28 protein-coding genes are annotated in these 26,584 nt (G+C 69.4%); 10 read left to right on the plus strand and 18 right to left on the minus strand.

Annotated features, from left to right (window positions below):
• Positions 1-130 precede the first annotated feature (130 nt).
• Entirely contained in the window at positions 131-1,153 is a 1,023-nt protein-coding gene (locus tag NRB56_RS05125; RefSeq protein ID WP_319942576.1) for a LacI family DNA-binding transcriptional regulator, read from the minus strand.
• Positions 1,154-1,426: 273 nt separating this feature from the next.
• Here NRB56_RS05125 and NRB56_RS05130 point away from each other — a divergent pair, with 273 nt between their 5' ends.
• From NRB56_RS05130 to ilvA, 6 genes are all read left to right on the plus strand, one after another.
• Entirely contained in the window at positions 1,427-2,389 is a 963-nt protein-coding gene (locus NRB56_RS05130) for an ABC transporter substrate-binding protein (RefSeq protein ID WP_153339587.1), read from the plus strand.
• A gap of 6 nt (positions 2,390-2,395) precedes the next feature.
• Positions 2,396-3,943: a sugar ABC transporter ATP-binding protein gene (locus NRB56_RS05135; protein WP_153339311.1), complete on the plus strand. Its 1,548-nt coding sequence runs from the start codon at positions 2,396-2,398 to the stop codon at positions 3,941-3,943.
• Complete coding sequence (locus NRB56_RS05140; RefSeq protein WP_153339312.1) at positions 3,940-4,977, plus strand: ABC transporter permease; 1,038 nt, start codon at positions 3,940-3,942, stop codon at positions 4,975-4,977. Before NRB56_RS05135 ends, NRB56_RS05140 begins: the two co-directional genes overlap by 4 nt.
• Positions 4,974-6,338: a galactofuranose ABC transporter, permease protein YjfF gene (gene yjfF / locus NRB56_RS05145; RefSeq protein WP_227837186.1), complete on the plus strand. Its 1,365-nt coding sequence runs from the start codon at positions 4,974-4,976 to the stop codon at positions 6,336-6,338. Before NRB56_RS05140 ends, yjfF begins: the two co-directional genes overlap by 4 nt.
• Positions 6,339-6,400: 62 nt before the next feature.
• Positions 6,401-6,835 carry a nitroreductase family deazaflavin-dependent oxidoreductase gene (locus NRB56_RS05150; RefSeq protein WP_153339313.1) on the plus strand — a complete coding sequence of 145 codons (435 nt, stop codon included), beginning with the start codon at positions 6,401-6,403 and terminating at the stop codon, positions 6,833-6,835.
• Positions 6,836-6,959: 124 nt separating this feature from the next.
• Entirely contained in the window at positions 6,960-8,315 is a 1,356-nt protein-coding gene (ilvA, locus tag NRB56_RS05155; RefSeq protein ID WP_153339314.1) for a threonine ammonia-lyase IlvA, read from the plus strand.
• Positions 8,316-8,403: 88 nt separating this feature from the next.
• Here the strand turns inward: ilvA and NRB56_RS05160 are convergent, their stop codons facing one another.
• The 11 genes from NRB56_RS05160 to NRB56_RS05210 form a co-directional block, all read right to left on the minus strand.
• Entirely contained in the window at positions 8,404-8,958 is a 555-nt protein-coding gene (locus NRB56_RS05160; protein ID WP_153339315.1) for a hypothetical protein, read from the minus strand.
• Between the two features lie 168 nt (positions 8,959-9,126).
• Positions 9,127-9,336, minus strand: coding sequence for a hypothetical protein (locus NRB56_RS05165; RefSeq protein WP_153339316.1), 210 nt, complete (start codon positions 9,334-9,336; stop codon positions 9,127-9,129).
• A 169-nt stretch (positions 9,337-9,505) separates the two neighbouring features.
• Positions 9,506-9,967: a phage tail protein gene (locus NRB56_RS05170; protein ID WP_153339317.1), complete on the minus strand. Its 462-nt coding sequence runs from the start codon at positions 9,965-9,967 to the stop codon at positions 9,506-9,508.
• Between the two features lie 153 nt (positions 9,968-10,120).
• On the minus strand, positions 10,121-10,735 hold the full coding sequence (locus tag NRB56_RS05175; RefSeq protein WP_153339318.1) for a class I SAM-dependent methyltransferase: 615 nt from the start codon (positions 10,733-10,735) through the stop codon (positions 10,121-10,123).
• A gap of 194 nt (positions 10,736-10,929) precedes the next feature.
• On the minus strand, positions 10,930-11,784 hold the full coding sequence (locus tag NRB56_RS05180) for an ATP-grasp domain-containing protein (protein ID WP_319942577.1): 855 nt from the start codon (positions 11,782-11,784) through the stop codon (positions 10,930-10,932).
• 12 nt (positions 11,785-11,796) lie between these two features.
• On the minus strand, positions 11,797-12,609 hold the full coding sequence (locus tag NRB56_RS05185; protein WP_153339319.1) for a PIG-L family deacetylase: 813 nt from the start codon (positions 12,607-12,609) through the stop codon (positions 11,797-11,799).
• A gap of 146 nt (positions 12,610-12,755) precedes the next feature.
• Complete coding sequence (locus NRB56_RS05190; RefSeq protein ID WP_153339320.1) at positions 12,756-14,336, minus strand: serine/threonine-protein kinase; 1,581 nt, start codon at positions 14,334-14,336, stop codon at positions 12,756-12,758.
• 243 nt (positions 14,337-14,579) lie between these two features.
• The gene (locus NRB56_RS05195) at positions 14,580-15,320 is read right to left on the minus strand and encodes a hypothetical protein (RefSeq protein WP_153339321.1); all 741 of its coding nucleotides are present in this window, start codon (positions 15,318-15,320) and stop codon (positions 14,580-14,582) included.
• 133 nt (positions 15,321-15,453) lie between these two features.
• Complete coding sequence (locus tag NRB56_RS05200; protein ID WP_153339322.1) at positions 15,454-15,921, minus strand: hypothetical protein; 468 nt, start codon at positions 15,919-15,921, stop codon at positions 15,454-15,456.
• Positions 15,922-15,937: 16 nt separating this feature from the next.
• Positions 15,938-16,156 (minus strand): hypothetical protein, encoded by a 219-nt coding sequence (locus NRB56_RS05205; RefSeq protein WP_153339323.1) that lies wholly within the window; start codon positions 16,154-16,156, stop codon positions 15,938-15,940.
• Entirely contained in the window at positions 16,153-16,833 is a 681-nt protein-coding gene (locus NRB56_RS05210; RefSeq protein ID WP_153339324.1) for a maleylpyruvate isomerase family mycothiol-dependent enzyme, read from the minus strand. The genes NRB56_RS05205 and NRB56_RS05210 overlap by 4 nt, the downstream gene beginning before the upstream one ends.
• A gap of 85 nt (positions 16,834-16,918) precedes the next feature.
• Here NRB56_RS05210 and NRB56_RS05215 point away from each other — a divergent pair, with 85 nt between their 5' ends.
• On the plus strand, positions 16,919-17,356 hold the full coding sequence (locus tag NRB56_RS05215) for a MarR family winged helix-turn-helix transcriptional regulator (RefSeq protein ID WP_153339325.1): 438 nt from the start codon (positions 16,919-16,921) through the stop codon (positions 17,354-17,356).
• Between the two features lie 259 nt (positions 17,357-17,615).
• Positions 17,616-18,113, plus strand: a complete 498-nt coding sequence (locus NRB56_RS05220; RefSeq protein WP_153339326.1) for an HAD domain-containing protein — start codon at positions 17,616-17,618, stop codon at positions 18,111-18,113.
• A 184-nt stretch (positions 18,114-18,297) separates the two neighbouring features.
• Here the strand turns inward: NRB56_RS05220 and NRB56_RS05225 are convergent, their stop codons facing one another.
• On the minus strand, positions 18,298-19,125 hold the full coding sequence (locus NRB56_RS05225) for an NAD(P)-binding domain-containing protein (protein ID WP_153339327.1): 828 nt from the start codon (positions 19,123-19,125) through the stop codon (positions 18,298-18,300).
• A gap of 410 nt (positions 19,126-19,535) precedes the next feature.
• On the opposite strand from NRB56_RS05225, the gene NRB56_RS05230 reads away from it, so the two are divergent.
• Together NRB56_RS05230 and NRB56_RS05235 are read left to right on the plus strand one after the other, a co-directional pair.
• The gene (locus NRB56_RS05230; protein WP_319942578.1) at positions 19,536-19,874 is read left to right on the plus strand and encodes a VOC family protein; all 339 of its coding nucleotides are present in this window, start codon (positions 19,536-19,538) and stop codon (positions 19,872-19,874) included.
• A gap of 60 nt (positions 19,875-19,934) precedes the next feature.
• Complete coding sequence (locus tag NRB56_RS05235; RefSeq protein WP_153339328.1) at positions 19,935-21,329, plus strand: alpha/beta hydrolase family protein; 1,395 nt, start codon at positions 19,935-19,937, stop codon at positions 21,327-21,329.
• Position 21,330: 1 nt separating this feature from the next.
• Here NRB56_RS05235 and NRB56_RS05240 read toward each other — a convergent pair whose 3' ends face one another.
• Genes NRB56_RS05240 through NRB56_RS05260 form a run of 5 tightly spaced genes read right to left on the minus strand, consistent with a single transcriptional unit; the run spans position 21,331 to position 26,564 of the window.
• Complete coding sequence (locus NRB56_RS05240; RefSeq protein ID WP_153339329.1) at positions 21,331-22,713, minus strand: amidohydrolase family protein; 1,383 nt, start codon at positions 22,711-22,713, stop codon at positions 21,331-21,333.
• On the minus strand, positions 22,710-23,324 hold the full coding sequence (locus tag NRB56_RS05245; protein ID WP_153339330.1) for a pyridoxine/pyridoxamine 5'-phosphate oxidase: 615 nt from the start codon (positions 23,322-23,324) through the stop codon (positions 22,710-22,712). Before NRB56_RS05245 ends, NRB56_RS05240 begins: the two co-directional genes overlap by 4 nt.
• A complete protein-coding gene (locus NRB56_RS05250) occupies positions 23,321-24,094 on the minus strand; it encodes a creatininase family protein (protein ID WP_153339331.1) in 774 nt (257 codons plus the stop codon). The genes NRB56_RS05245 and NRB56_RS05250 overlap by 4 nt, the downstream gene beginning before the upstream one ends.
• Positions 24,091-25,410, minus strand: a complete 1,320-nt coding sequence (locus tag NRB56_RS05255; RefSeq protein ID WP_319942579.1) for an FAD-binding oxidoreductase — start codon at positions 25,408-25,410, stop codon at positions 24,091-24,093. Before NRB56_RS05255 ends, NRB56_RS05250 begins: the two co-directional genes overlap by 4 nt.
• On the minus strand, positions 25,407-26,564 hold the full coding sequence (locus NRB56_RS05260) for a substrate-binding domain-containing protein (RefSeq protein ID WP_227837187.1): 1,158 nt from the start codon (positions 26,562-26,564) through the stop codon (positions 25,407-25,409). Before NRB56_RS05260 ends, NRB56_RS05255 begins: the two co-directional genes overlap by 4 nt.
• Between the last annotated feature and the right edge of the window lie 20 nt (positions 26,565-26,584).

Below are 26,584 nucleotides of genomic sequence, written 5' to 3' on the forward strand. Positions count from 1 at the left end.
CCTGTTTCGCACGCAGGCCGTCACGACCGCCGAGCGTCGCACCCGGCGGGACGACACCTGGTCGCCGAAGCCTGTGCGCCGCGCGGCGTTCGACGGCACCGTGCGCCGGACATATGCGCTGCGCCACAACCTATTTCGGCGCACCCGAGCTGTCCCGCACCACCAGCGTCGGCAGCACCGCGGGCGGGTCCGGGATCTCCCCGTCGTACTCCAGCAGTTGCAGCAGCAGTTGCATGCTGCGGCGGCCGACCTCGTCGAAATCCTGCCGCACCGTGGTCAGCGGCGGCGACAGATAGGCCGCCTCGGGGATGTCGTCGAAGCCGACCACCGACACGTCGTCCGGCACCCGGATGCCGCGCTCGGTGAAGGCCCGCAGCAGCCCCAGCGCCATCTGGTCGTTGCCCGCGAACACCGCCGTCACCCCCGGTTGCCCGGCCAGCACGAGCCCCGCCTCGTACCCGGACCGCGCACTCCAGTCCCCGCTGATCATCGGCGGAATCCTGGCCCCGGCGGCCTCCAGCGTGCGCCGATACCCGTCGACGCGATCCCGCGCCTCCAGCCACCCGTTGGGACCCGACACGTGCCACACCGTCTCGTGCCCGAGGGCGAGCAGATGCTCCACGGCCAGCCGGCTGCCCTCGTGCTGATCCATCGAGGCCGCGGGCAGGCCCGCGTCGTGCCCGGCCTGCACCGCGACCGCCACCAGCCGCGCGGGCAGATTGTGCAGCGCGGCCGCCGCCGCCAGTTGCGGCGCCAGGATGATCACCCCGTCGACGCCCTGGTCGGCGAGCGTGTTCACCGCGTCCAGCACCCCGTGCCGGTCGACCCGTTCCAGCGTGACGATGCTGACCCCGTGCCCCGCCGCCCGCGCCGCCCGCTCGATGCCGAGCATCATCGACGCCGGCCCGTACAGGATGGTGTCGAAGGTGACCACACCCAGCACCTTCGAGCGGCGGCTGACCAGCCCCCGCGCCATCGCGTTCGGCCGGTAGCCGAGCTCCTCCACCGCGCGCAGCACCCGGTCGCGGGTCTCCTGCCGCACCTGCGGGCTCCCGTTGAGCACCCGCGACACCGTCTGATGCGACACCCCGGCCAGCTTGGCCACATCGGTCATCACCGCGGGCCGCACCCCCGCCACCTTCGCCACTTTCACCGGGGCATGCCTGTCCCTGTCTCTCACAACTCCGCCTTTCCACGAGTCGTGGAGTTCCGTTGTCCCGACCCCGATCCCGACGATTCAGGTTAGCGCTCACTTCGCCGGGCGCCACGGCGCGCCCGGTCGCGGCGAATTGCCATGAGCGTCAACCGATGCCCGCATATTACCGACGGTGGCCGGTTTCTCTCATACCCTTGACGAGAAGAATGTGAGCGCTAACACTATCAGACAAAACTCCCATCCCGATTCACTGCAAGGGAACCCACCGTGATGAAGAGGCTTGTCACCGCAGCCAGTGTCCTCACCCTCGCCACCGCCGCCCTCGCCGGGTGCGGCTCGTCCGGGAGCGGCAACGACCGGCCGACCCTGGGCTTCTCCCAGGTCGGCGCCGAGAGCGGCTGGCGCACCGCGAACACCCGGTCCATCCAGGAGTCCGCCAAGACCGCCGGTATCAACCTGAAATTCGCTGACGCACAACAGAAGCAGGAGAACCAGATCAAGGCGATCCGCACGTTCATCCAGCAGCACGTGGACGTGATCGCGTTCTCGCCGGTCGTCGAATCGGGTTGGGACACCGTGCTGAAGGAGGCCAAGGACGCCAAGATCCCGGTGCTGCTGACCGATCGCGCGGTCGACTCGAAGGACACCTCGCTGTACGAGACCTTCCTCGGATCCGACTTCGTCACCGAGGGCCACAAGGCCGGGCAGTGGGTTGCCGATCAGTACAAGGGCTCGAATGAGACCGTTAACATCGCGGTCCTGGAGGGCACCACCGGTTCCGCGCCGGCCATCGATCGCAAGAAGGGCTTCGCCGACATCATCGGCACCGACCCCAAGTTCAAGATCGTCGCCTCGCAGGACGGTGATTTCACCCGCGCCAAGGGCAAGGAGGTCATGCAGGCCTACCTCGCCTCGAAGCAGAGGATCGACGTGCTGTTCGCGCACAACGACGACATGGCGCTCGGCGCCATCCAGGCCATCGAGGAGGCCGGTCTGAAGCCGGGCAAGGACATCAAGATCCTGTCCATCGACGGTGTGCACGACGCGCTGCAGGCCGAGGTCGACGGCAAGGAGAACTACGTCGTCGAGTGCAATCCGCTGCTCGGACCGCAACTGATGGATCTGGTCGGGAAGGTGAAGGCGGGTCAGCCGATCGAGAAGCGGATCGTCACCGAGGAGACCACTTTCACCCCGGAGCAGGCGAAGGCCGCCCTCCCCGACCGGAAGTACTGATCCCGCATGGACGACGCGACCACATCGGCGGCCGATCCGGCCCCCCTGGTGCGAATGACCGGCATCGGCAAGCGTTTCGCGGGCGTGGCCGCGTTGTCCGGCGTCGATCTGCGCCTGTTCCCCGGCGAGATACACGCCCTCGTCGGGGAGAACGGCGCCGGCAAGTCGACGCTGATCAAGGTGCTCACCGGCCTCCACACCGCCGACACCGGCGCCATCGTGCTCGACGGTGCGCCGGTGCGGTTCTCCGGCCCGCAGCAGGCGCAGCGGGCCGGGGTGAGCACCGTCTACCAGGAGGTGAACCTCTGCCCCAATCTCTCGGTGGCGGAGAACATCTACATCGGCCGCGAACCGCGCCGGGGCCGGCTCATCCGGTTCCGCGCGATGCGCCGGGCGGCGGCCGGACTCGTGGCCCGGCTACACCTCGACATCGACGTGACCGCCCCGCTCGGCTCGTATTCGCCGGCGATCCAGCAACTCATCGCCATCGTCCGCGCCGTCGACCTCGACGCCCGGGTGCTGGTGCTCGACGAGCCCACCTCCTCACTGGATTCCGGCGAGGTGGCGCAGCTGTTCACGCTGATGCGGCGGCTGGCCGCGGACGGGGTGGCGATCCTGTTCGTCACCCACTTCCTCGACCAGATCTTCGCGATCTGCGACCGGGCCACGGTGCTGCGCAACGGAACTCGCGTCGGCGAGTATCCGGTCGCGGAGCTGACCCACAAGGATCTGGTCGCCGCGATGCTCGGCACCGCGCTGCGCGCCCTCGACGAGATCGAGCGCGAACATCCCGAACCGGCCGCCGAAACCCGCGACACCCCGCTGCTGCGGGCCGAGAACCTCGGCGGCCGCGGCAATTCCGTCGCTCCCTTCGATCTCACCGTGCACGAGGGTGAGGTGGTCGGGCTGGCCGGACTGCTCGGCTCCGGCCGTACCGAGGTGGCGCGGCTGTTGTTCGGCGCCGACCGGCCGGCCTCCGGCAGCATCACCATGGCGGGCACGCCGATGCCGCTGCGGTCGCCGCGCGCGGCCATCGCGCAGCGCATCGCGTTCTGCCCGGAGGACCGCAAGACCCAGGGCCTGGTGCTGGATCTGTCGGTGCGGGAGAACATCCTGCTCGCCGCGCAGGCCGCCCGCGGCTGGTCCCGGCCGATCCCGGCCCGGCAGCGCACCGAACTGGTCCTGGAATACATTGCGGCGCTACGGATCACACCGCCGGATCCGGACATCGCGGTGAAGTTCCTGTCCGGCGGCAATCAGCAGAAGGTGCTGCTCGCCCGCTGGCTGGTGACCAGGCCGCGGCTGCTGATCCTGGACGAGCCCACCCGCGGCATCGATATCGGCGCCAAGGCCGAGATCCAGCGCCTGGTCATGTCGCTGTCCGCGGACGGGATGGCGGTGCTGTTCATCTCCGCGGAACTGGAAGAGGTGCTGCGACTTTCGCACAAGGTCGAGGTGCTGCGTGACCGCCGCCTGGTCGCCGAGCTGCCCAACGACGCCACCCTCACCCTGGACCGGCTGATGGAAACCATTGCGAGCGGGACGGTCTCATGAAGATCCTGACGAACATCCTGCGGCACCGGCTGCTCTGGCCGGCCGCCGCCCTGGTGGCGCTGCTGGCGATCGACGCCGCCCGCACTCCCGGATTCCTGTCGGTGCGCATCCAGGACGGCCACCTGTACGGCAGCCCGATCGACATCCTGCGCTACGGCGCACCACTGGTGCTGATCTCGCTGGGCATGACCCTGGTGATCGCGACCCGAGGCATCGATCTGTCGGTGGGCGCGGTGGTGGCGATCGCGGGCGCGCTGGCCTGTGTGCACATCGCGCACGGCGCCGACCAGTCCTCGGTCGGCGCGGTCCTGGTGGCCGTCGTGCTGGTGCTCGCGGTCGCCGTGGGGCTCGGCCTGTGGAACGGAATGCTGGTGGCCCGCTTCGGTGTTCAGCCGATCATCGCCACCCTCATTTTGATGGTGGCCGGCCGCGGCATCGCACAGCTGGTCACGCAGGGCCAGATCGTGACCGTGCACAGCCCGCCGTACAAGGTGATCGGCGGCGGCTACCTCGCGACGATCCCGGTGCCGGTCCTGATCACCGCCGGCGTGCTGGTGCTGCTGGCGATCCTGTTGCGCCGCACGGCCCTCGGCATGCTGCTGGAGTCGGTGGGCGGTAACGCCGAGGCGTCCCGCCTGGTCGGTGTGCGAGCCACCGGCCTGATCGTGGCCGTCTACGTGGTGTGCGCCTGCTGCGCGGCCGTCGCGGGCCTGATGACCAGCTCCAACGTCACCGCGGCCGACAGCAACAACGCCGGCCTGTGGATCGAACTGGACGCCATCCTCGCCGTCGTCCTCGGCGGCACCTCGCTCACCGGCGGCCGATTCCACCTCGGCGGCACCATTCTCGGCGCCCTGGTGATCCAGACCCTGACCACCACCATCTACACCATCGGCGTCCCCCCGCAGACCAGCCTGCTGTGGAAGGCGGTCGTGGTGATCGCCGTCTGCCTGATCCAGTCCCCCGCCTTCCGCGCCCGCATCCGGCCGCCCCGGCGCCGTCGCGCCCCGACCCCCGCGGAGGTTCCGGCATGAACGCCGCGAGCACCCCCTCACCCCGCACCGCTTCCGCGTCCACGGAGAACGCCGCAGCACCACCGAATCCGGACGCGACCGAGACGTACAACGTTGCCCCACAACCGGAATCGGACCACGCGACCCCCGCCGAATCAGGCGACGCCGCACCGGGACCGGACGCCGGCCACACCCCAGCCCGCGCCTACTCGGGCAGCGCTCCCCCGCAACCGGGACCGGAGCCCGATCACCCTGTCCCGCATGGCGACTCGAACAGCATTGTCCCGCAACCGGTACAGGCGGACACCGCGATCGAGGAACTCCCTCGGCCGACAGACATCACCCTGCACTCGATGGCGCCACCGGAGACCGGAGTCGTTGCACGACAGTCGAAGACCGGTGCCGCTTGGCGCTGGGCCCGCGCGGTACGCGGCAACCGGTACGTTCCGGTCCTCGCCACCGCCGTGCTGTTCGCGATCATGTACGCGGTCGGTGTGGCCCGCTACCCCGCCTTCGGCTACCCGCAGGTGTTCGTGAACCTGTTCATCGACAACGCTTTTCTGCTGGTACTCGCCGTCGGCATGACCTTCGTGATCCTCACCGGCGGCATCGATCTGTCGGTGGGAGCGGTGCTCGCGCTCACCACGGTGGTGTCGGCGTGGCTGGTCACCCAGCACGGCTGGCCCGCGGCGGTGGTGATGCCCTCGATGCTGGCCGGCGGCACGCTGTTCGGCGCCGGAATGGGCGCGGTGATCCAGTATTTCGAGATCCAGCCGTTCATCGTGACGCTGGCGGGCATGTTCCTCGCCCGCGGCCTGGCATACGTGATCAGCACCGATTCGACCACCATCACCGACGGTACGTATACCCGCTTGGCGCAGCAGCGCATTCACCTCGGCTCAGAGGTGTTCCTGTCGATCGGGATGCTCGTCGCACTGGCGGTGGTGGCCGTGGCGTTCGTGGTGCTGCACTACACCCGGCTGGGCCGCACGGTCTACGCGCTCGGCGGCAACGAGCAGTCGGCGCTGATGATGGGCCTGCCGGTGGCCCGCACCAAGGTGACCGTGTACGCGATCAGCGGATTCTGCTCGGCGCTGGGCGGCATCCTGTTCACCCTCTACACGCTATCGGGCTGGAGCCTGCACGCGGTGGGCATGGAACTGGACGCGATCGCGTCGGTGGTGATCGGCGGCACGCTGCTGACCGGCGGATCCGGCTTCGTGCTGGGCACCGTGCTCGGCGTGCTGACGCTGGGCGTGATCCAGACCATCATCAGCTTCCAGGGCACGCTGAGCTCGTGGTGGACGCGGATCGTGATCGGCGCGCTGCTGCTGGTCTTCATCCTGTTGCAGCGGTTGCTGAGCGGTTCCCGGACCCGTTGAGACATCGCGCGCGGTCCCTGCCACCAGGAATCGCGACGAGGCCGGTCGGTATCCTCTAGGCCATGCCACTCGAAGGAGAGTACGAACCGAGCCCGACCGATTGGTCACGTGAACAGGTGGAGAAGTTCGAGGCCTCCGCCGGCGCCGAGGGCAACACCATGAAGGGTAAGCCGATCATCGTGCTGACCACGGTGGGCGCCAAGTCCGGCAAGCTGCGCAAGACCCCGTTGATGCGGGTCGAGCACGACGGCGAGTACGCGGTGGTCGCCTCGCTCGGCGGCGCGCCGAAGCACCCGGTCTGGTACCACAACATCAAGGCCGATCCGCACGTGGAGCTGCAGGACGGCGCCGTCCGCAAGGACTACACGGCGCACGAGGTCTCCGGCGAGGAGAAGGCGCTGTGGTGGGAACGCGCGGTCGAGGCGTGGCCCGACTACGCGGAGTACCAGAAGAAGACCGACCGGCAGATTCCGCTGTTCGTCCTCACCCCCCGCTGACGCGTCCGAGGACTCCGCACACCGCCGGCGCACGCCCGGTGTGCGGATCCGGGCAATGGGTACGACCGGCGCCGATACCGTGGTCGGCCGCCGGCCCGAGTTCGCCTGCCGTTAGCATGACGGGATGTCGAAATCGCTCGAGCTCGCAGAGAAAGTATCCGGTCCGCTGCCCGAATTGACGGCGGACGAGATCGATGCGACCGCGAAGCGAATCTCCGACATTATCGAGCCGACGCCGCTACAACGAGTGGAGCGGCTGTCGGCACGATCGGGCGCGAACGTCTTCGTCAAGCGCGAGGACCTCACTCCCGTGCGGTCCTACAAGCTGCGCGGCGCCTACAACCTGATCGTGCAACTGACCGACAACGAGCGCTCGGCCGGTGTGGTGACCGCCAGCGCGGGCAACCACGCCCAGGGCGTCGCCTTCGCCTGCCGGGCCATGGGTATCCAGGGCCGCATCTACGTACCGACCACCACCCCGAAGCAGAAGCGCGACCGCATCCGTGCGCACGGCGGCCGATTCGTGGAACTGATCGCCATCGGCGACACCTACGACGCCGCCGCCGCGGCCGCCGCGGCCGATGTCGCGCGCACCGGTGCCACCGCGGTCCACCCCTTCGACGACCCCCGCACCGCGGCCGGTCAGGGCACGGTCGCGGTCGAGATCCTGGACCAGTTGCCCGAGGCGCCGGATCTGGTGATCGTCCCGGTCGGGGGCGGCGGCTGCCTGTCCGGCATCGGCACCTATCTGCGCGAACGCTCCCCCCGCACGGCGATCGTGGGGGTGGAACCGTCGGGAGCCTCCTCGATGACCGCGGCGCTGGTCGCCGGCGGCCCGGTGACGCTGCCCCAGATCGACCCGTTCGTCGACGGCGCGGCGGTCCGCCGGGTCGGCGACCTCCCGTACCGCACGGTGGCGGGATTCGGTGGCCGGGTCGTCTCGCACGCCTCGCTGCCGCTGCTCACCTCCACCGAATCCGATTCCGGCGCAGGTTCTTTCCGGATGATGCAGGTGGACGAGGGCGCGATCTGCACCACCATGCTGGAGATGTACCAGAGCGAGGGCATCATCGCCGAACCGGCGGGCGCGCTCGCGGTCACGGCGCTGGCCGAACTCATGGTGGATCCGGGTTCGACGGTGGTCTGCCTGGTCTCCGGCGGCAACAACGATGTGTCCCGCTACGGCGAGATCATCGAACGTTCCCTGGTCCATCAGGGCCTCAAGCACTACTTTCTGGTGGATTTCCCCCAGGAGCCGGGCGCACTGCGGCGCTTCCTGGACGAGGTGCTCGGCCCCGACGACGACATCACCCTGTTCGAATACGTCAAGCGCAACAACCGGGAAACGGGCGCGGCGCTGGTGGGTATCGAACTCGGCGCACCGGACGGCCTGGAGTCGCTACTGAAGCGCCTCCACGACTCCCCCATCCAGTGCGAGCGCCTGGAACCGGGCTCCCCCGCCTACCGCTACCTCACCTGAATCCCCGGTCGGGCGCCGCAGGTCCTGCGGCGCCCGGCCCGGACCAACCCATCACGGCATTTCAGCCGAATCCCGTTGTCCACGAATATCAATCGAACAGTTCATGAGCGGACGACACCACAACATCGAAAAGTTCGGCAGCCGACGATACTTCGATGGCGCGCTTCACCCAGTGCGTCAACTGATCGAGATCCGTGCATTCGCGGATGCGGCGGCGGGAATCGGGGTCAACAGAGATCCCGCGAGCAGACAGCACATCGAGAATTGCTTTCGCCTCACCTTTGGCAAACCCGCGTGCCTCACCTTTGGCAAGGCCCAATGCCTCCCCTTCGGCGCGCCCGAGCGCCTGGTGCTGGAGAGCGAATTCGCTTTTCCATGGGTAATCGCCGAGTGAAATCGTCATCATCCGCTCCAGTTCCTGTACTTCGTTGATTATCGCGAATACCGGACGATCGCTGTCACTACCGATCAGCGATACGTCCAGGTGCAGCTCGGCCGGATTCAGCATCGTCACGGTCTCCGGGCCCAATCGCCAGCACAGTCCTTCGGGGACCGGCACGCCCAACTCGCGTGCGATCTTGGGACCCAATTCGGCTCTGTCGCGAAACAGCTCCAAGGGCACCTCGTGTTTGTTCGACGGCATGCGGCAGACAATACGCACATATCACGCCGCCGACAAAAGACCAGAACGGAAATCAATTAGTTGAATCCCCGGCCGAATATTCGAAATTCAGTTCATCGCCGGACCGGACCTTCTGGGCCTTTTCGCGAGGCCGTCCGGGGCGCATCGGCCCCGGACGGCGAGCCCGAGCTAGTCGTACTGGCCGCAGGCGGAACCGGAGACGGAGCCGAAGGCGCAGGCCGGATCGAAGTCCACGAAACCTGCGGTAATGCCGTGCAACTGGCTGAAGATGTCGTTCCGGGGCTGCGGCGCGGGCTCGGCCGCGGCGGTGCCGGCGGTCAGCAACGCGGCGGCGATCGGACCGGCGATGAGGGCGAGGGCGCGAATCGGGTAACGCACGAGCAGAATTCACTCCTTGATCGATGAGGGGAGACGCTTTCCGGCGCCGTTGCCGGAAAACGCACCCCGCACCCTAGCCGCCCGCCCCGACATGCGCTCGCCCGCACCCGTTTTCCGCTACCGCACCTGCCGGGCGCATGCCTCCGAGCAGGGGGACGACGGCCGGGCTTCAGTACTTGTTCTTGATGACGAAGTACGAGCCGCGAATGGTTCCAGCGAGCTTCGACTTCTGCCGCGCGAACTTGAACGCGGACAGTTCGTCCGGGATGTCCATCCCGTCGGAGAGCTTGAAGCCGACGGCCCGCTTCCCGGAGTCGTCGACCGAGTACATCACGTTGATCGACAGGCCACTCTCGTAGAAGACGTACGCCATGCGGATCCCGTCCACCTCGAAAGCGGTCGCCTCGAGCGGAGGGGAGGCGATGACGATGCCACGCTCGTCCTTCAGGATCCGGCTCACCCACTCGACGGTCGACGCGGCGTCGGCCGCGGGCTCCACGGTGAAGACATGGTCGTACTTGTTCTTGAAGTACCGGGCCTCGTTGGCCCGCAGACCTGCCAGCGCCGGGGCCACCGGCGACGATTCCAGCCCGACGGTCGACACCGTCGCGAAGTCCACTGCGTAGGACATGGCGAACTCCTCACTGCCGCCTCGAGCCGCCGCGGGCGGGAACACCCGGGACGGCATCACGTCGGGCTGAACTCTACAACGAGGCGTCCCGGAAACCGGTCACCACCGTCACACCGCGAGACCGGCCGGTCCGATCGCGAGGAACCGCGCACCTCACGCCGCGCGCGAGAACACCGCCACCAGAAATTCCGACCCGTCCGTGAACGGCCGCAGATCCCACGTGGACAGCCGCACGTCCACGGAAAGTCCGGCCTTCTCGGCGTCCGCGAAGAACTGCGGGAATTCGTAACCCCGGTCGGCCCCGAACCCCACCACCGCCCGCCCGTCCGGGGCGAGATGGCGAGCGAATCCGGCCAGGACGGCCCCCCGCGTGGACGGCGCCAGAAAGGTCATCACGTTGCCCGCGCACACGATCGCATCGAACCCGGCGGCGATCCCCCGGCCCGGCAGGTCCAGCTCGGCGAGATCACCGACCAGCCAGGTCGGCCCCGGATGGTCCTGCTCCGCCGCCTCGATCAGCACCGGATCGACATCGACACCGACCACGACATGCCCGGCCCGATGCAGATACCCACCGATACGCCCCGGCCCGCACCCCGCGTCCAGCACGCGGGAACCACGCTCGAGCATCGCGTCCACCAGCCGCGCCTCCCCGACGATGTCGGTCCCCTGCGCCGTCAACGCCCGGAACCGCTCGACGTACCAGGTCGAATGCGCGGGGTCGGCGGCGACGCGCTCCTCCCACCGGCTCGGGATCCGTCCACTCATGCTCTGTTCCTCTTCGCTCGGGTCCACCGCAGGTCCACTGTGCCACCACCGCCCCGGCCGCCTCCCGGGACCTCCACGCCCCGCACGGCGAAATCCGGGCAACCGCCGACCTCCGTGCGGTCGGGATGCAGTCCCGAAGGGGTGCGACGGAGAGGCCGGTTGCCGATTCGGGTACACGAGCTACACGAGAGCGATCAGCCGGACGAACCGGCCCCGAGCGCGGCGATCAGTGTTTCGGGTGGCATCGTTCGCGGCCGGTCGCTGACCTGCCCGTCGCCGAGTTCGATCACGCGCCACATGCCGTCCGCCCGCAGCGCGAAATCGACTGTCACGAAAGGGAACCCGAGGCCCGCGATCGGCCGCCCGAGGGTCGCGAAATCGACATCGGCCGGGGGTGGATCCTGCGGGGTATCCGGGTGCGGGCCGATCGCCACGCACTCGCCGTCCACCCACCAGGTGCGTACCTCGGCCGAGACGAAATGCTCGAAGCGCCGCAGCACGAAACCGCCGGCCATGTCCTCGCCGCGCAGTTCCCGAAACCGTTGTGCCACATGCCAAGCGGAGTCCGCGTCGTCCGACTCCGGAATGAAGGCCGCCTCCGCCCAGTAGTGTTTCATCGACTTGGTGTAGTCGCGCAGCACCGCCGGTCCGGAACCGAGTTCGCCACGCGCGCAATCGAAGTCCGCGCGATCGTCGCCCACGGTCCACACGGTCCGCGGTGTCAGGTCGGTGAGCGCCGCGTACCAACCGGGTAGCTCGTGCGCCCGCCGGTACTGCTCGGGAGTCGTCCGCAGGGTGACATCGCGCCGGCGCAGCGCAGCGGCGAGGGCCGCGTATTCCGCGCTGCGCAGCATCCACCCGCGATACCACGCAGCACCGCCGGTTCTCACCGCGCGGACCGCCTCCTCGGCGCCGCCGGAGCCCGTCGACGCATTGTGATCGATCAGTGCGACGTCCATTCCGAGGGCACGCGCCGCCTCCGCCTCGGCGGCGAAATGATCATCCGCACGACGCGGGCGCAGCACATCGGCGGGCACGAGCAGCAGCACGGATCGGGACCTTCAGCGCAACCCGGCGAACAGATCGGTCTCCTGAGCGGGGGCCGCGTCCACGCGGTTGAAGTGGCGGACGAAGCTCTCGGTCGCGAAGATCATCTGCTGGAATTCGAAGGGCATGCGCAGGAACGGCACGCTGTCGCTCTGGCTGCCGTGCGCCTCCAGCGCCTTGACCTTTCGCTGCACATGCGCGGCGACGTCGACGAACGTGGTGATCCGGTCCATCGGCGTCCCGAAATCCTCGGGCGGTTCGAAGTCGACGAGGCCGCGAGCCTTGAGCCCCTCGAACATCTCGCGGGAGCTCTCGCGAGGGATCGCGGTGTAGTAGAGCTTGTCCGGGATGTCCGTCGCCGCGGCCGCCGCGAGCGCGATGCGATTCGCCTGGATGTGGTCGGGATGGCCGTAGTTGCCGTTCTCGTCGTAGGTGACGACCACCTGAGGACGGTAGTGCCGCATCAGGTCCGCGAGCCGCGCGGCCGCCTGTTCGACCGGAACGTTGCGGAAGGCGCCCGGGTCCTGGTTGGCGTCCCACCCGTCCATTCCGGAATCGCGATAACCGAGCAACTCGACGTGTTCGATGCCCAGGATCGCCGCGGACTCCCGCAACTCACCGAGCCGTAACGCCCGTACCGCGCTCTCGTCGTGCCCCGGCTCCCCGGGTTTGATCCCGCCGGGCGCATCACCCTGCTCGCCGTTGGTGCAGGTCACCAGCACCGTGCGGATACCCTCCGCGGCGTACCGGGCGAAAATCCCGCCGGTGCCGATGACCTCGTCGTCGGGATGGGCGTGTACGGCCATGATCGTCGGTCGGTCGGTCATGAGACCCCATCTGTCGGTGCCGGGTGGTTCGGTGTGCTCACTCTACGAAGCAACACCGACACCCGAGGCGTTGATTCCGCGCACCGTGCCGACGTGGCTCCGTGCCGTCGACGGTCACGTGGCCGGGCCGGGCCGGGCCGATCCGTTCAGCTCAACTTGCCGAGCGTGCCCGCGACCGCCGCCGCGAATCGGTCCGCGAGGGCATATTCGGGTGCGGAAGCGCTGACGTAGACGGTCACCAGCATGTTCCGCAGCCGGAACAGCACCATCGCGGGATGCACCGGATTACCGGAGTCCGGCTTGCTGTACGCGAAGGACTCGTCTCCGGCGGTGGTGTCGGCGCGGACGGTGGTACCCGGCGACCGGCGTGGCTCGTCGCGCATGTCCTGCTTCTCCATCGCGAACGTGTCCTGCGCCTGCGTGATGCTGGTCAGCCGGATCAGCGTCACCGAGGCGAAGGTCCCGCTGTTGGGGGTGGACCACGAACACGCGCTGTGCGTCTGGAACTGACTGGTCACCGCGGTGCCGAGGATCGCGCCGGCCGCCTCGTCGGTGAACAGCGAGCATGCCTCGGGGTCGGCCATGATCAGCGCGCCCGAACCGCCGGCGGCGGCGGAACTCCGGATCGGCGCCGGGCTCGCCCCCGACGCTCCCGTCGCTCCCGTCGGCCGCGGCGCGGCGGTGGTACCGGTGTCGTGTCGCGAGTAGACGAACGCGACGACACCGCCGACGACCAGCGCCACGGCAGCGACAACGGCCACCGCCACACCCCAGCGGCCGCGAGTGCCTGCGGGCTCCGGCGGCGGATTCGGCCGGACCGGCGGCACGGACTCGCCGGTGGTGAGCGACCGCAGCATCCCCCGCGCCTGGACATCGGTCATCCGCTGCCGCGGATCGCGGTGCAGCAGACCGGTCAGGATCGGGGTGAGCGGTCCGGCCAGCCGCATCGGATCCGGATCCGCGCTGATGGTCGCGACGAGCACGGCCAGCAGTTCCTCGCGCTGGTACGGCGGATGTCCCTCGACGGCGTAGTACAGGGTCGCGCCCAGCGACCACAGATCGGAGGCGGCCTGACCCTTCTCACCGTCGAGCCGCTCCGGCGCCACCCAGCCCGGCGAACCGTTGATCATGTCGGTACGGGTCAGTGCGACATCGCCTGCGACAGTGGCGATTCCGAAATCGGTGAGCACGACGCGACCGTCCCGGCACACCATCACGTTCGCCGGTTTGACGTCGCGATGCAGCACCGCGCCGGCATGCGCCGCGCCGAGTCCGTCGAGCAGCGCGAGGCCGATGTTCGCGACCGCCCGCACCGGCAGCGGCCCCTGCTCGGCGACGATCCGATCCAGCGACCGGCCGTCCACGAATTCCATGATGATCCACGGCCGTCCGTCCTCGACGACGACATCGTGGACGGTGACGATCGACGGATGGGCCCGCAGCCGGGCCGCGGCGCGCGCCTCGCGCAGGGTCCGCTCGCACATCGTCCGGGCCGTCTCGGCGTCCGCCTCGGGCGGGATACGCACCTGTTTCACCGCGACGGTCTGGTGCAGCAGCAGATCGGTGGCGCGCCACACGTCCCCCATCCCGCCGCTGCCCAGTAGGGCGTCGAGCCGATAACGGTCGGCCAGAACGGGACCTCCCGATGGCGCTGTCCCCCACGGGGCGGACCGCGCACCGGAATCGGCGAACTCGAGCCCGCGCTCGGGCGCCGATTCTCCTGCCATTGCTTCACTCCCAACTCGTGGCACGATCCGAGCCGATACCACCGCGCGAGTGTAACGGGTCGGCACCCCCGAATGGTTCACCCGGAGTTGTTGCCGGACAGCGCCGTTGCGCCCCGGCGGACCGCCCGGATCGTCCGTGCCGAAAGATTCCGCGGCCGAACGGATCCGCTGCTCTCCTCGAACGGAAACGCCGAACGTCCTTGTGGCCCGCCGCCACGAGCGCTCACCGGCCGCGCCGGGAGGTCAGCGTGCCGCCACGACGGCGAAGCGCACTCCGAGACCGTGTCCGGCGGCGTCGAGATCCAGCGGATATGCCCGGTGCCGTTCGAATTCGTGGGAGACATCGTCGGCGTCCACATCGACCCGGATCCACCAGGAGGTGCCGTCGGCGGGTTCGGCGACGATCGCCGACTGCCAGCCCGCAGGGGAATGGTAGGCCCGCACCCGGATCGGGAAGGCCTTGCGCGCCTTCATCGCCGGGCGAATCTCGTCACGGCCCAGCGCGGGGAAGACGATGGTGCCGCGCTCCGGGCGCGGCTCGACGATCGCTGCGAAGCAACGGTTTCCGTCGCGCCGATAGGTCGCGAGATCCACCACGGCGGCGCCGTCGCCGACCAGTGCGGTCAAGGCGGCGGCGTCGAGATCGGTGTGCAGGGTCCGCCCGGGATGCGGCTCGGCGTCGAGGACGAGCGTGAAGCCGACCGTGCCGCTGTCCGGAGCGACGTCGACGCTCACCGTCGCGGCCCGGGCGGCGTGTTCCCCCGCACCGTCCGCATCGGCGTCGACGAGCCAGGTACGCGGTGGCACGTCCTCGCCGCCGTCGTCGTGGTAGAGCGCGGCGAACCGGCGCGCATCGCTCGTCCCGCGCCGATAGTTCGCCAGCCGCTCCAGCCGCATGCCGGACATGGTGAGCCCCGCGATCTGGTGCGGCTGGATATCGTGGGACCAGAACCACCGGCGGGGCACAGGACGGATCGACGACATCCGAGGACAGTAGCCGAAGCCCGCCCGACAGGTCCGATACCGCGAGCACGCGTTCCCCGGCGGCCCGGGTGCTCGGACACGGCCCGGACCGGCACCCGCGCACGCAGCGAAAACGGCTGCCGGAGTGCCGGATTCACTCCACCTGGACGAAAGTGTCGCAGTACAGGCCCCGTACGGTGCTCGCCTGGTCGAGCACGACCCTGCCGTCGACCCGCACCGTGCAGTGCAGGTCGGCGCCGGGGTCGGTGTAACCGAAAACGCTCACTTCGAACGGCGAGTCGGCGGTCACCGGCCGAGCGACGTGGAACGGGGTTTTCGGATTCACCTTCGCGCCTCCGAGGTGATTCTCCGAGGCGATCTTCCAGGTCATGTTCACCACGTCGCCGCTGCCGTGCACGTCGATGGTCACAAGGTAGGTCTTCGCGTTCTGTCGGACGAGGCGGCCGGTGGCTCCGTCGAGCGAGACACCGACCGGGCGCACCGCGGATCCGGTGGCGGCGGCCGGGGGTACCGGGGCGGGTAGCCCTGGGCCGGAAACATCTGCCCCGCAACCGGATACGAGCAATGCCGCGGCTGCTGCGGCGACGACAACGAGTTTCATCGAATTCTCCTGGTGGTCAATGTCCGGTGTGCCGGATGATGTCGAGTGCGATCGGCGCCGCGATCACGGCGATCACGATGACGATGACGAGTGCGATGAGGGTGATCGCGCACCCTCCGGGCGAGCCGCCACGCGCGAGCCGCGCCGAGTCGTCCGCCGTTCGGCGGGCCCGGTGCAGTGCGTCCATGGCCTGACGGTTGGCGTTCTGCTGGTTCTGCCATCCGGGATTGGTCACGAGTTCGCCGCCCTTTCGTGCGGTGCGGGCGCACGCCGGGAGCGGGTGAGCCGGTCGATCGCGAAATCGGTTCCGTCGCCGGTGAGTTCGTGCCGCAGCGCCGTCCGGCCGGTGACGAGCAACAGCAGCGCCAGGACGGGTCCGCGGATCTCCCGGCCCGCGCCGAATTCCCAGTCGATGTCGGTGGCGCGCAGGCGTAGGCCGTCGAGGCGGTGAGCGTCCCAGATGGGCCGGCCGATGCCGGCGGCCGTCGTCGCGGCGGCCGCCACCGCGGCCGGTTCGGTGGTGAGTGTGCGCCCCAACGGAATCGCGATGTCCTGGCCGTGCACGATGATGTCGAACAGGATGTTGCGATAGTTGGTCGGACCCGGCAACCGGCGCGACGCGGCCTGATCACGAATCTGGGAAACCAGCTCGGCGACAGGATGTTTCGCGTGCGCGACCGTGAGCCGATCGATCATCCGGTTGTAATCACCCCGAGCGCGCAGACCGGCCGCCAACAGGGTGCGCAGCGGCATCGGCTGCGGCGTGAGCGCGATGTGCGCGGCGACATCCCGGACCCGCCAGCCCGCGCACAGTGACGGCGCCGCCCATTCCTCCGGTGTCAGCTCCGTGAGCAGACCGGCGATCGCGAGCCGCTGCCGCTCGATCGCCGCCCAACTGCTTTCCCGATCCATCCGAACCCCCTGTCATATTGGTCAGTGTCTCTGACTAATTTTGGTCAGCTATCCTGACCACTGTCAAGAGCGGGAAGGGAACCGGATGGCCGACGACGAGATGAACGTGGGACTGTCGATGTTCATCGCCTACCGGTCGATGGAGCAGCGCACCTTCGCCGCCCTCGCCGAGGCCGGCTACGGCGACATCACCGTCGCCCAGGGCCGGGTCGCCGCCCGGATCGGCCCGGAAGGTACCCGGCTCACCGAACTCGCCGAGCAGGCACAGATCACCAAGCAGACCGCCGGATTCCTCGTCGACCAGCTCGAACGCGCGAATTACGTCGAGCGGGTACCGGACCCGGCCGACGCGCGAGCCCGCCTGGTGCGGCTCACCGAACGCGGCCTGGCGATGGCGACCTTCGCCAACAACGCCTCGACCGCCGTCGAACAGGAGTGGGCCGCCCATCTGGGCCGCCCGCGGATGCGCCAATTGCACGACATCATGGCGCGACTCCGCGAAATCACCGACCCGTACCGCTGACGAGCCGGTCGCGCGTCACCGGGAGCCGTGGAAGTTCATCGGGTAGTAGCGAAAGGTGGCCGCCTGCCCCGCGCCGGGCTGCCCCGCGGGAACCGCTCCGGTCCCGGTGGCGATACCGATTCCCGCACAACGGTATGCCCTGTTAGCGTCGCAGCCGTGAGTACGGATCCGAGCGGCCGGGTCACCCCGAACCGGGTGATGTGCTGCCCGACGGCGTCGAAACCGGCAGCGTGATCCCGTGATCGCCGACGATCGCGACATGACCGGCCGAACCCGACGCCCGTTGATCTTCCTCGACGTCGACGGCCCGCTTCTTCCCTTCGGGACCGACCCCCAGGGTCGATCGCGGGAGGTCGTCGCGGACTCCCGGCTGTCGCGGCTGACCCCCGAGCTGGGGCGACGGCTGGCAGCGCTGCCCGGTGAGCTGGTGTGGGCCACCACCTGGGAGGACGAGGCCAACATCGAGATCGCGCCGCGGATCGGGCTTTCACCGCTACCGGTCGTGCGCTGGCCCGTCCCCTCCGCCGAACACGAACACGAGGACCGTTGGTTCGGGTTGTGCTGGAAGACAAGGACATTGGTGCACCAGGCGGCCGGCCGCCCGTTCGCGTGGATCGACGACGAGATCACCGATGCCGACCGGGACTGGGTCGGCTCCCATCATCCCGATCGCGCGTTCCTGCACCGGGTCGAGTCCCACCGCGGACTCGGCGACGGCGATTTCGCGGCGCTCGACACCTGGCTGCGCGCCGCCTGATCACCTGCGCCCCATGGGATTCGGCGCGAAATCCCGGATCGGCCGGCAGGGATTCGGTCGATGATCCTCGCAATCGTTCTGCTGCGCACCGACTCCGCCGGCGTCGGGTGCCGACCTCCCATGACCAGCACCGATCCGAAGCGAGCAGAGTCCGAGCGAATACAGCTCGGTACCCAGCGCCCGCTCACCCGTGGGCGAACCGGAACCCGGTGGCCCGCAACCGGGCCGAGCTGACCGGCACCTCGGGCGATCCGATCTCGCCGCGATAGGTCAATGCGGGAAGTCCTGCCGCGGTGCAGATCTCGGCGAACGCCTGCTCGTTGGTCGGTGGGACGACCGTGTCCGGGTAGGCGTTGTAGATGCCGGTCAGTTCGCAGGTGACCACATGGTCCAGGGCCGCCGCGGCGTCACGATAGTCGATCCGGTACAGCAGGGCCTTCGCCGCGAAAGGAACGCTGCCGCCGAGTCTTTCGTGGGCGAACCGGATCCGGGTGGGGTAGTCCATGTCACGGGGATGGCCGTAGACATCCGGGATACGCAGCACCGCGCCGCGTGGGGCGCCGAGCACCACCTGTTCAGCGGCGAGGAAGTTGCGGGGGGACGCGTCCGGGTCGTCGGTCGTCGGGGTGGACTCGTCGACCTCGGCGCCGGACGCCGCGCCGTACACCGATCCGGAGCCGACGAAGACCACCCGCTCGTGCAGTTCCGCTGCCACGCGGGCACTCGCCACCAGCGTGTCGGCGTATTCCGCGACCCGGGACGCCGCGTCGAAGGCGCGGGTCAGCCGCGGGCTCACCGCCAGGACCACGGCGTCGGCACCGTCGACGGCGCGGGCCACCGCCGCCCGGTTCGAACCCCGCGCGACGACCACCTCCGTGCACACCGCGCGCAGTTCCGGGATCCGTTCGGGCGTGGTGGTCGTCCCGACCACGTTGTGCCCCGTGGTCGTCCAGCGCCGGGCCAGTTCCATGCCGACATTGCCGCAGCCGATGATCGCGTACCGCACGGACACCTCCAGAGGGAAACAGTGTTTCCCATTGTCCACCCGAGCCGCTCGTGCTGCGCGGCGAGCGCGGGCTTACTCGACGGCCGCCGCGGAGATCACCGATCGGTGCCGGGCGGGACGGTGAGGCAGAAGGGATGGCCCGAGGGATCGAGCAGTACCCGCCGGCGGTCGGGGGCGGGCCGGCAATGCGGCCTTGACCGCGCCGCGAAAGATCGCCGCGCGCTCCGCGACATCGAGATCGGGGACGAACAGATCGAGGTGCATCTGCTGGGGCACTTCGTTACCCGGCCGATCCGGTGGCCGGCGACGTGCGGTCCCACCGAAAAGTAATCCCCCGACCCAGCCCGCGTCGCCCGATCGCATGCGACACTCTCGACATGGTCGCGGCTGCTGCACCTCCGCCAGGTTTTCATTCGGTGACACCACGCATGGTGGTCGACGACGGGCGCGCCGCGGTCGCGTTCCTGCGAACGGTGTTCGGGGCCACCGGCGACATCGAGCCGGATCGACCGGCCGAAGTGCGCATCGGCGACTCGTTGGTCATGGTATCGGAATCCGGTGAACGCGAACGGTTTCCGGCCTTCCTGTACGTCTATGTCGACGACGTCGCCGCCACGTATCAGCGGGCGCTGGCCGCGGGTGCCGACCCGATGGAGGCACCGCTGGACACGCCGTACGGTGACCGCCGGGCGATGGTCCGCGACCCGTCCGGCAACGTCTTCCAGATCGCGAGCCGGCACGTGCCCACCGCTTGACGTCGAGCCGCGGCGAGTTTCCCGCCCGCCGCCGGACCACTGCTGACTACCCTGGGGCGTATGGCCTCGCTGCGATCGCTGACGCTGGTTGTGCTAGTCGCCGTGCTGACGGGGGCTTGCGCCCATCAGGGCAACGGGTCCTCCGTGCCGGCCCCGGATCCGGGACTCACCGGCGACTGGAACGGCAGCCTGGATCTGCCGAATCTGCCACTGCCGGTGGGTGTTTCGTTCGCCGACGGGAGTGGCACGCTCGACATCCCGGTCCAGGGGGTGTACGCGACGCCGCTGGAGCAGGTGCGGGCGGATCCGGACGGCGTGGCCTTCCGGGCGCCGGGGTTGCCCGGTGACGTGTCGTTCCGGGGACGCTACGACCGGGGCGGTGACACGATCACGGGCACGATCACGCAGGCCGGGCGGGAGTTGCCGCTGGCGTTGCGGCGCGGGAAGGTTCCGGTGCCGCCGCGGCCGCAGGAACCGCGGGCGCCGTGGCCGTACCGGTCGGAGGATGTCACCTATCGCAGCGGTGACATCACCGTCGCGGGGACCGTCACGGTGCCGGATTCGCCGGGACCGCATCCGGCGGTGGTGTTGATCGCGGGCAGCGGGCCCAACGATCGGGACGAGCAGATCTTCGGGCACAAACCCTTTCTGCTGCTGGCGGATACGCTCACCCGGGCCGGATATGCCGTATTGCGCACGGACAAACGGGGAGTCGGGGGCACCGGCGGCGCGCTGAACGACGCCGATTACCGGGATCTCGCCGACGACACGGCGGCGGGGGTCGGGTATCTGCGCGGGCGGGCGGATATCGACGCCGCGCACATCGGGTTGCTCGGGCACAGCGAGGGCGGGTATCTCGCGCCGCTGGTCGCGGCGCGGGCGAACAGTGGTGTGGCGTTCGTGATTCTGATGGCGGGGCCGGCGGTCGCCGGGGCGGAGGTGCTGCTGGAGCAGAACGAGCTGATCGCGGCGGCGGCGGGGATGGGGCGCGAGGCGATCCATCATCAGCTCGAATTCGTCGGCACGCTGACCACATTGGTGCGGGCGGGAGACCTGGATGCCGCCCGGGATCTGTTCCGCGATCACACCGCCACGCTGACACCGGGCCGGGAGCAGCCGGCCGACGCGCTCGACTACTACACCTCCACGAATTTCCGGTCGTTCCTGAATTACGATCCGGGCCCGGCGTTGTCGGCGTTGCGGATACCGGTGCTCGCCTTCTTCGGCAGCAAGGATCTGCAGGTGCCGCCGGCGCAGAGCGAGCCGCCGATGCGGCGGTATCTCGGCGCCGATCCGGATGCCGAGGTCCGCGTCTTCGACGGGCTCAATCATCTGATGCAGCCCGCCGGGACGGGGGCGGTGAGCGAATACGGGAGCATCGACACCACCATCGACCCGGCGGTGCTGGATCATGTCACGGCCTGGCTGGCCGCGCGGGCGCCGGTGCGCCGTTGAATCAGGCCGCGGAACGCGGTATCGCGCAATGGATTCCGTTCTCCCCCGCGACCCGGACCATCCGATCGTGCAACTGGCGGAACGCTTCCGGGGCCAGCGGATGGGTGGAGGCGCCGTCGCCCCAGACGCGGCGGCCGCCGACGTACACCCCGCGCAGGTTGCGCAGCGAGCAGGCCAGCACGTAGGTGGCGACCGGATCCCAGATCGGGCCGAGGTCGGGGCTGCGGGGGTCGACGATCACGAAATCGGCGTATTTGCCGACCTCGAGGGATCCGACGCGGTCGGCCACCCCGATGGCGGCGGCGCCGCCGAGGGTGTGCAGGCGCAGCATGTCGGCGGGGGTGAGGATCGTGGCGTCGGAATGCTTGGCGCGCTGCAGATACAGGCCGGTGCGCATGTTCTCGAAGGGGTCGGCGACGTCCGTGCAGGACTGGTCGTCCAGGCCGATGCCGACGCGCATACCGGCGCCGAGAAACCTTGGCACGTCCGCGATTCCGGAGCCGAGGCGGCCGTTGGACATCGGCTGCCACACCATCGCGCACCCGGTTTCGGCGGCGCGGTCGATCATGTGGTCGGTGGGGTGGACGAAGTGGCCGAAGGCGAAGTCGGGGCCGAGCGCGCCGGCCTTGTCGTACCAGTCGAATTTGGCGCGCTGGATGTCGATCTGCTCGGCGGTCTCCACGAAATGCGCCTGGTTGGTGACCCGGTGATCTCGCATCATCGCGCGTTCGCGCTCGGCGGTGACCGGCGCGGTCGACCACTGCACGCTGCCGAAGACCGAACCGCCGAGATTCAGCTCCGGCGGGACCGCCGCGGCGACGTGCTCCATCGCGAATCCGAAGGCCTGCAACGCTTCCGACTCGGGCAGTTGCTCGTCGTCCAGCCGGACGGCATTCACGCAGCGCAGTCCGGCGTCGGCGGCGGCATCGATCTGCCGGGTGAGGAATTCGACCGGGCGGACCGCCGCCGCCTTCAGACTCGAGGTGGCGTAGTCGAATTTCGCCAGCACCCGGCTCTGGGTGAAGTTGTAGGCGGAGGTGACCCCGGCGCCGAGGAAGTCCAGCGCCCCGGCGAGGGTCAGCCAGTAGAGATCCTCGGCGCCCGCGGCCAGCAACATCTCGGTGTTGCGGGTCACCCACGGGTACAACGTGTCGTTCGGGGCCACGCCCCGCATCCCCGCGGTGAAGATGTGGCTGTGCGCGGAGACGAAACCCGGTGCGACGAAGGCACCTTCGGCGTCCAGACGCTCCCCCGGCTGCGCGGGCGGCTCCCCCGCGCCGAGGGCGGTGATCCGGCCGCCGTCGCCGACGGTGAACCAGCCGTACAGCCACGGCTCCTCCCCCGCCACCGGTAGCAGGACGGCATTGTGCACGATCAGAGTCATCCGGGCAGAACCTCCACGTTCCAAGCTGTTCCGGTGCGGCGGTAGCGGGTCCGCTGGGACGGCCCGTCGGGGTCGCCGCGCCAGAAAACGAATTCTTCGGGCCGGACGGCGAATCCGGCCCAGGTGCCCGGCGGTTCGAGATCGGCGTGCGCCGCGTCGAATTCCGCCCAGGCGGCGTGCCGGGCCTCGACCGGCAGGGTCGCCTGTTCGGGGGTGTTCAGCCAGGCCAGCAGTTGCAGATAACGGCCGCGGCGGGCGTACACCGCTCGCTCCTCGGCCGCGGTGGCCCGGGTGACGGCGCCGCGCACCAGCAGTTGCCGGCCGACCTCGGGCCAGGCCACCGCCACCGCCGCGTACGGGCGGTCCCGCAGTTCGCCGACCTTCGCCGAATCGGCGTCGGTGTGGAAATACACCGCGCCGTCGGCGAATTCGCTGAGCAGGACGTGCCGCACCCGGGGATATCCGTCCGCGCCGACGGTGGCCAGCGCCATCAGCGGCGGCGGCGCCGAACCGGGCTCCGGAATCCACAGTCCCGCCAGCCGGATCGGATCGATGGTCGTGAATTCCGCCGGGGCGCAGTCCCGCCCGAACGCCATGCTGCTCGTGATCATTCGTGGACGCGGCCGGGATCGAATTCGGCGATCTCCGGCAGCGCCGCGACCAGGGTGTCGACGTTCGTCGCGAACAGTTCCGCGCCGATCTCGGCGGTGGCGCCGGTGGGGTCGCCGATCACGCCGGATTCGGCGAAATCGTCCGCGAGCCAGCCGAATCGGACCGATTTGCCGAAGCCGACATGTTTGTGGCCCGCGATGGCGTGCGGCACCGCGGATCGCGCCTCGGCCATGTCGACCAGCTCCGGGGCCAGGTGCAGCATCACCGAGGTCTCCGCCCAGCCCGCGTGGATGCCGAAGCCCTCCTCGGTGGGGCCGGGGCGGGCGGGGCCACCGTACAGGAAGGTCTGAAGGTCGAAGCGGCGCCGCAGTTCCCGCAGCGCGACCTCCAGCAGGGCCGAGTTGCCGCCGTGGCAGTTGACGAACAGCAGCCGCCGGGCCGGGGTGGCGGCGATGCTGCGGCCGATGTCGACCACCGTGCGCATCAGGGTGTCGGCGCGCAGCCACAGGGCACCCGGAAAGTGCGCGTGCTCATCGGATTTCGTGTAGCCGAGGGCGGGCAGCAACCAGACGTCCTGCCCGGCGGCGGCCGCCCGGTCGACCGCCGCGGCGGCGGTGCGTTCCGCGATCAGCAGATCGGTGCGCAGCGGCAGATGCGGGCCGTGCGGTTCCAGCGCACCGGTGGGCAGCACCAGCACCGAGTCGCGGGACAGCGCCCGCGGCACCTCGGCGGTGGTAAGATCGGCGAATCGTCTTGTGGTCGTTGTCATTCCAGCCACCTTCCCGGATTCAGCAGACCCTTGGGATCGGTGCCGCGGGCGATCGCCCGGACCCGGTCCGCGTCGAGATCCACATAGGACTGATGTGGTGAATGCACGCTCACGCCGAGCGCGCGCAGCGCCGGCACCCCGGCGTACACCTGCTCCGGGGAGCGGTAGACGCCGTTGAGCATTCCGAACACCGTGCCGTGCCCGACGTCGAGGTGCAGCATGCCGCCCTCGTACACGGCCTCCACCTCGCGCAGCCGGGTCACCAGCGCGTCGCCGGAGACCTCCATGTGAAAGTACGTGTCCGGCACCGCTTTCTGCAGCCACCAGGTGGGATGGTTGTAGGACAGGGTGCTCACCCGCAGCGTCTGCGGCAGGCCCTCGCGCACCGCCTCCACCCGCCCGCCGGCGGCCTCCAGCACCGCCACGGTCTCGTCCAGCGCGGCCGCGTCGACGATGCCGCGCACATTGGCCCGGTCGCGGACGAGTGCCGGATCGGCGGGCAGCGCGCCGACCAGTTCGGCGCGGTCGGCCGACAGCAGCCGCGGCAGCGGCGCGATCGCGCCGGCCGCCCGCGCCGCCGGGAACGCCTCGTGGTGCGAGTCGAAACTGACGTAGGGACAACGCCATTGCTGCAACGGCTCGATCCGCACGGTCGCGGCGACGATGATCCCGGCGACGCCGTAGGTGTGCACCAGCGGCTGCGCGTCGAGGCCGGTGAGATGCACGATCTCCGCGTCCTCGTGCCCGAACACCACATCGAGGGATTCGACGAAACCCATGTGGTTCCGGCCGTGCACGATCGTGCCGGTGCCCGCGGAGCCGCCGGCGAGGAAGCCGCCCAGCGTGGACTGCACCGTGGACGGGTACATCCACAGCTGCCGGCCGGCCTCCCAGGCGGCCTGCTCCAGGGTGACCATGCGGGCCCCGGCCTCGGCCGTGATCGTGGTGTCGGTGCGGCCGGTGACGGCCGACAGCGAGGTCATGTCCATGACCAAGCCGCCGAAGCGCGGAACCACCTGGCCGTAGTTGCCGGTTCCCTTGCCGCGCGCGGTGATCGGGACCCCGCGGCGGATCGCGGCCCGCACGATCGCCGGCACCTGATCGGCGGACTTGGGGTAGCAGACCGCGTCCGGGCGGCCGAGGTCCTGCGCGGACAGGATGGGGCTGAGGCCGGAGCCGTCCCGGGCCGCGCGATCCAGCGCGCGGTCGAGGGTGCTGACCCCGCGCGGGCCGAGCAGGGCGAGCAGATCGTCGACGAGCGCGTCCACGTCCTCCCGCCCGAACTCGGGCCGCGTGGGGGTCAGGGCGGCCGTCACGACGGCAGTCCGATCCTGCTGTCGAGGAACCTGTTGGTGGCCAGCTGTTCCGGCTTCAGATCGGCGGGCACGTTCACCTTCTGCGCGCTGAACACCGGCCGGGTGATGTCGATCATGTGCTGCACGCGGGCCTCGTCGAAACCGCCCATCTCCGTGCGCGCGATCAGCCCGGTCTCCTTCATGGTCTTGGTCGCGTAGTCGGCGTTGCCGGTGTCGTAGACCCAGCCGGTGTTGTATTTCTGCACCGCCGCGACGATCAGGTCGTTCGCGTGGGCCGGATCGGCGAAGTAGTCGACCTCGGCGCGCTGCAGCACCGGTACCAGCTTCTGCAGGCAGGCCGAATTCTTCTCCAGCTCAGCGGATCTGATCGACATCGCGGACTTGTAGGTCGGGAAGCCGACATCGTGCACCAGCTGGTAGGCGACGGGCTTGTGCCACTGCGCGATCTTCTGCTGGTACAGGTAGGGCTCGGAACTCGAGAAGCCCTGTTGCGCCTTGGCGCCGCCGGCGGCGACGAAGTTGGCGGGGGTGCCGTCGTAGCTGCCGTCGATCTGCCCCTTGTCCAGGATGCCCGCGCCGGTCAGGTAGTCCATGTAGGCGACGCCCTGGAAGTACAGCACGGTGGCCTTCGCGGCCTTCAGGTCGGCGATGCCGTGCACGTTCGGATAGGTCGCCGGATCCCACATGATCATCTGCGGGCTCTTGTCCAGGGTGGCGAACACCGCCGTGGTGGGGTTGGTCGCCGCGTTCTGGATCTCGGTGTCGGTGTCCACCATGCCGAGCATGATCGACTGGTCCTGGTACATCTGGGAGGTCACCGTCTGGAAACCGATCGCCGGTCCGCCCGCGCGGATCTCGACGTCGACGCCGGTGTACTCGCCGTGGGTGAACAGCGGGGCGCTGACCCGCTTCGCGCCGGCGTCGAATTTCGGGTCGGGGCCGAGCAATTGGTAGAGCATGCCGTGCTCGGCCTCGGGATTCCAGTCGGTCTGCAGCACGACCTTGGCCGGGCACACCGACTTCAGGTCGACCGAGCCGATCGGGCCGCTGTAGCCGGAGGAGGCGGCCGGCGACGAGGAGTCGGAACAGCCGGTCAGCACGGCGAGCCCGACAGCGGCCGCGGCCGCCAGCAGGGTGCGGGAGCGCCGGGACATTACATTGATCATCGTTGTCT

Origin of the sequence: Nocardia aurantia, from assembly GCF_009604425.1 — a bacterium.
Lineage (GTDB): Bacteria > Actinomycetota > Actinomycetes > Mycobacteriales > Mycobacteriaceae > Nocardia > Nocardia aurantia.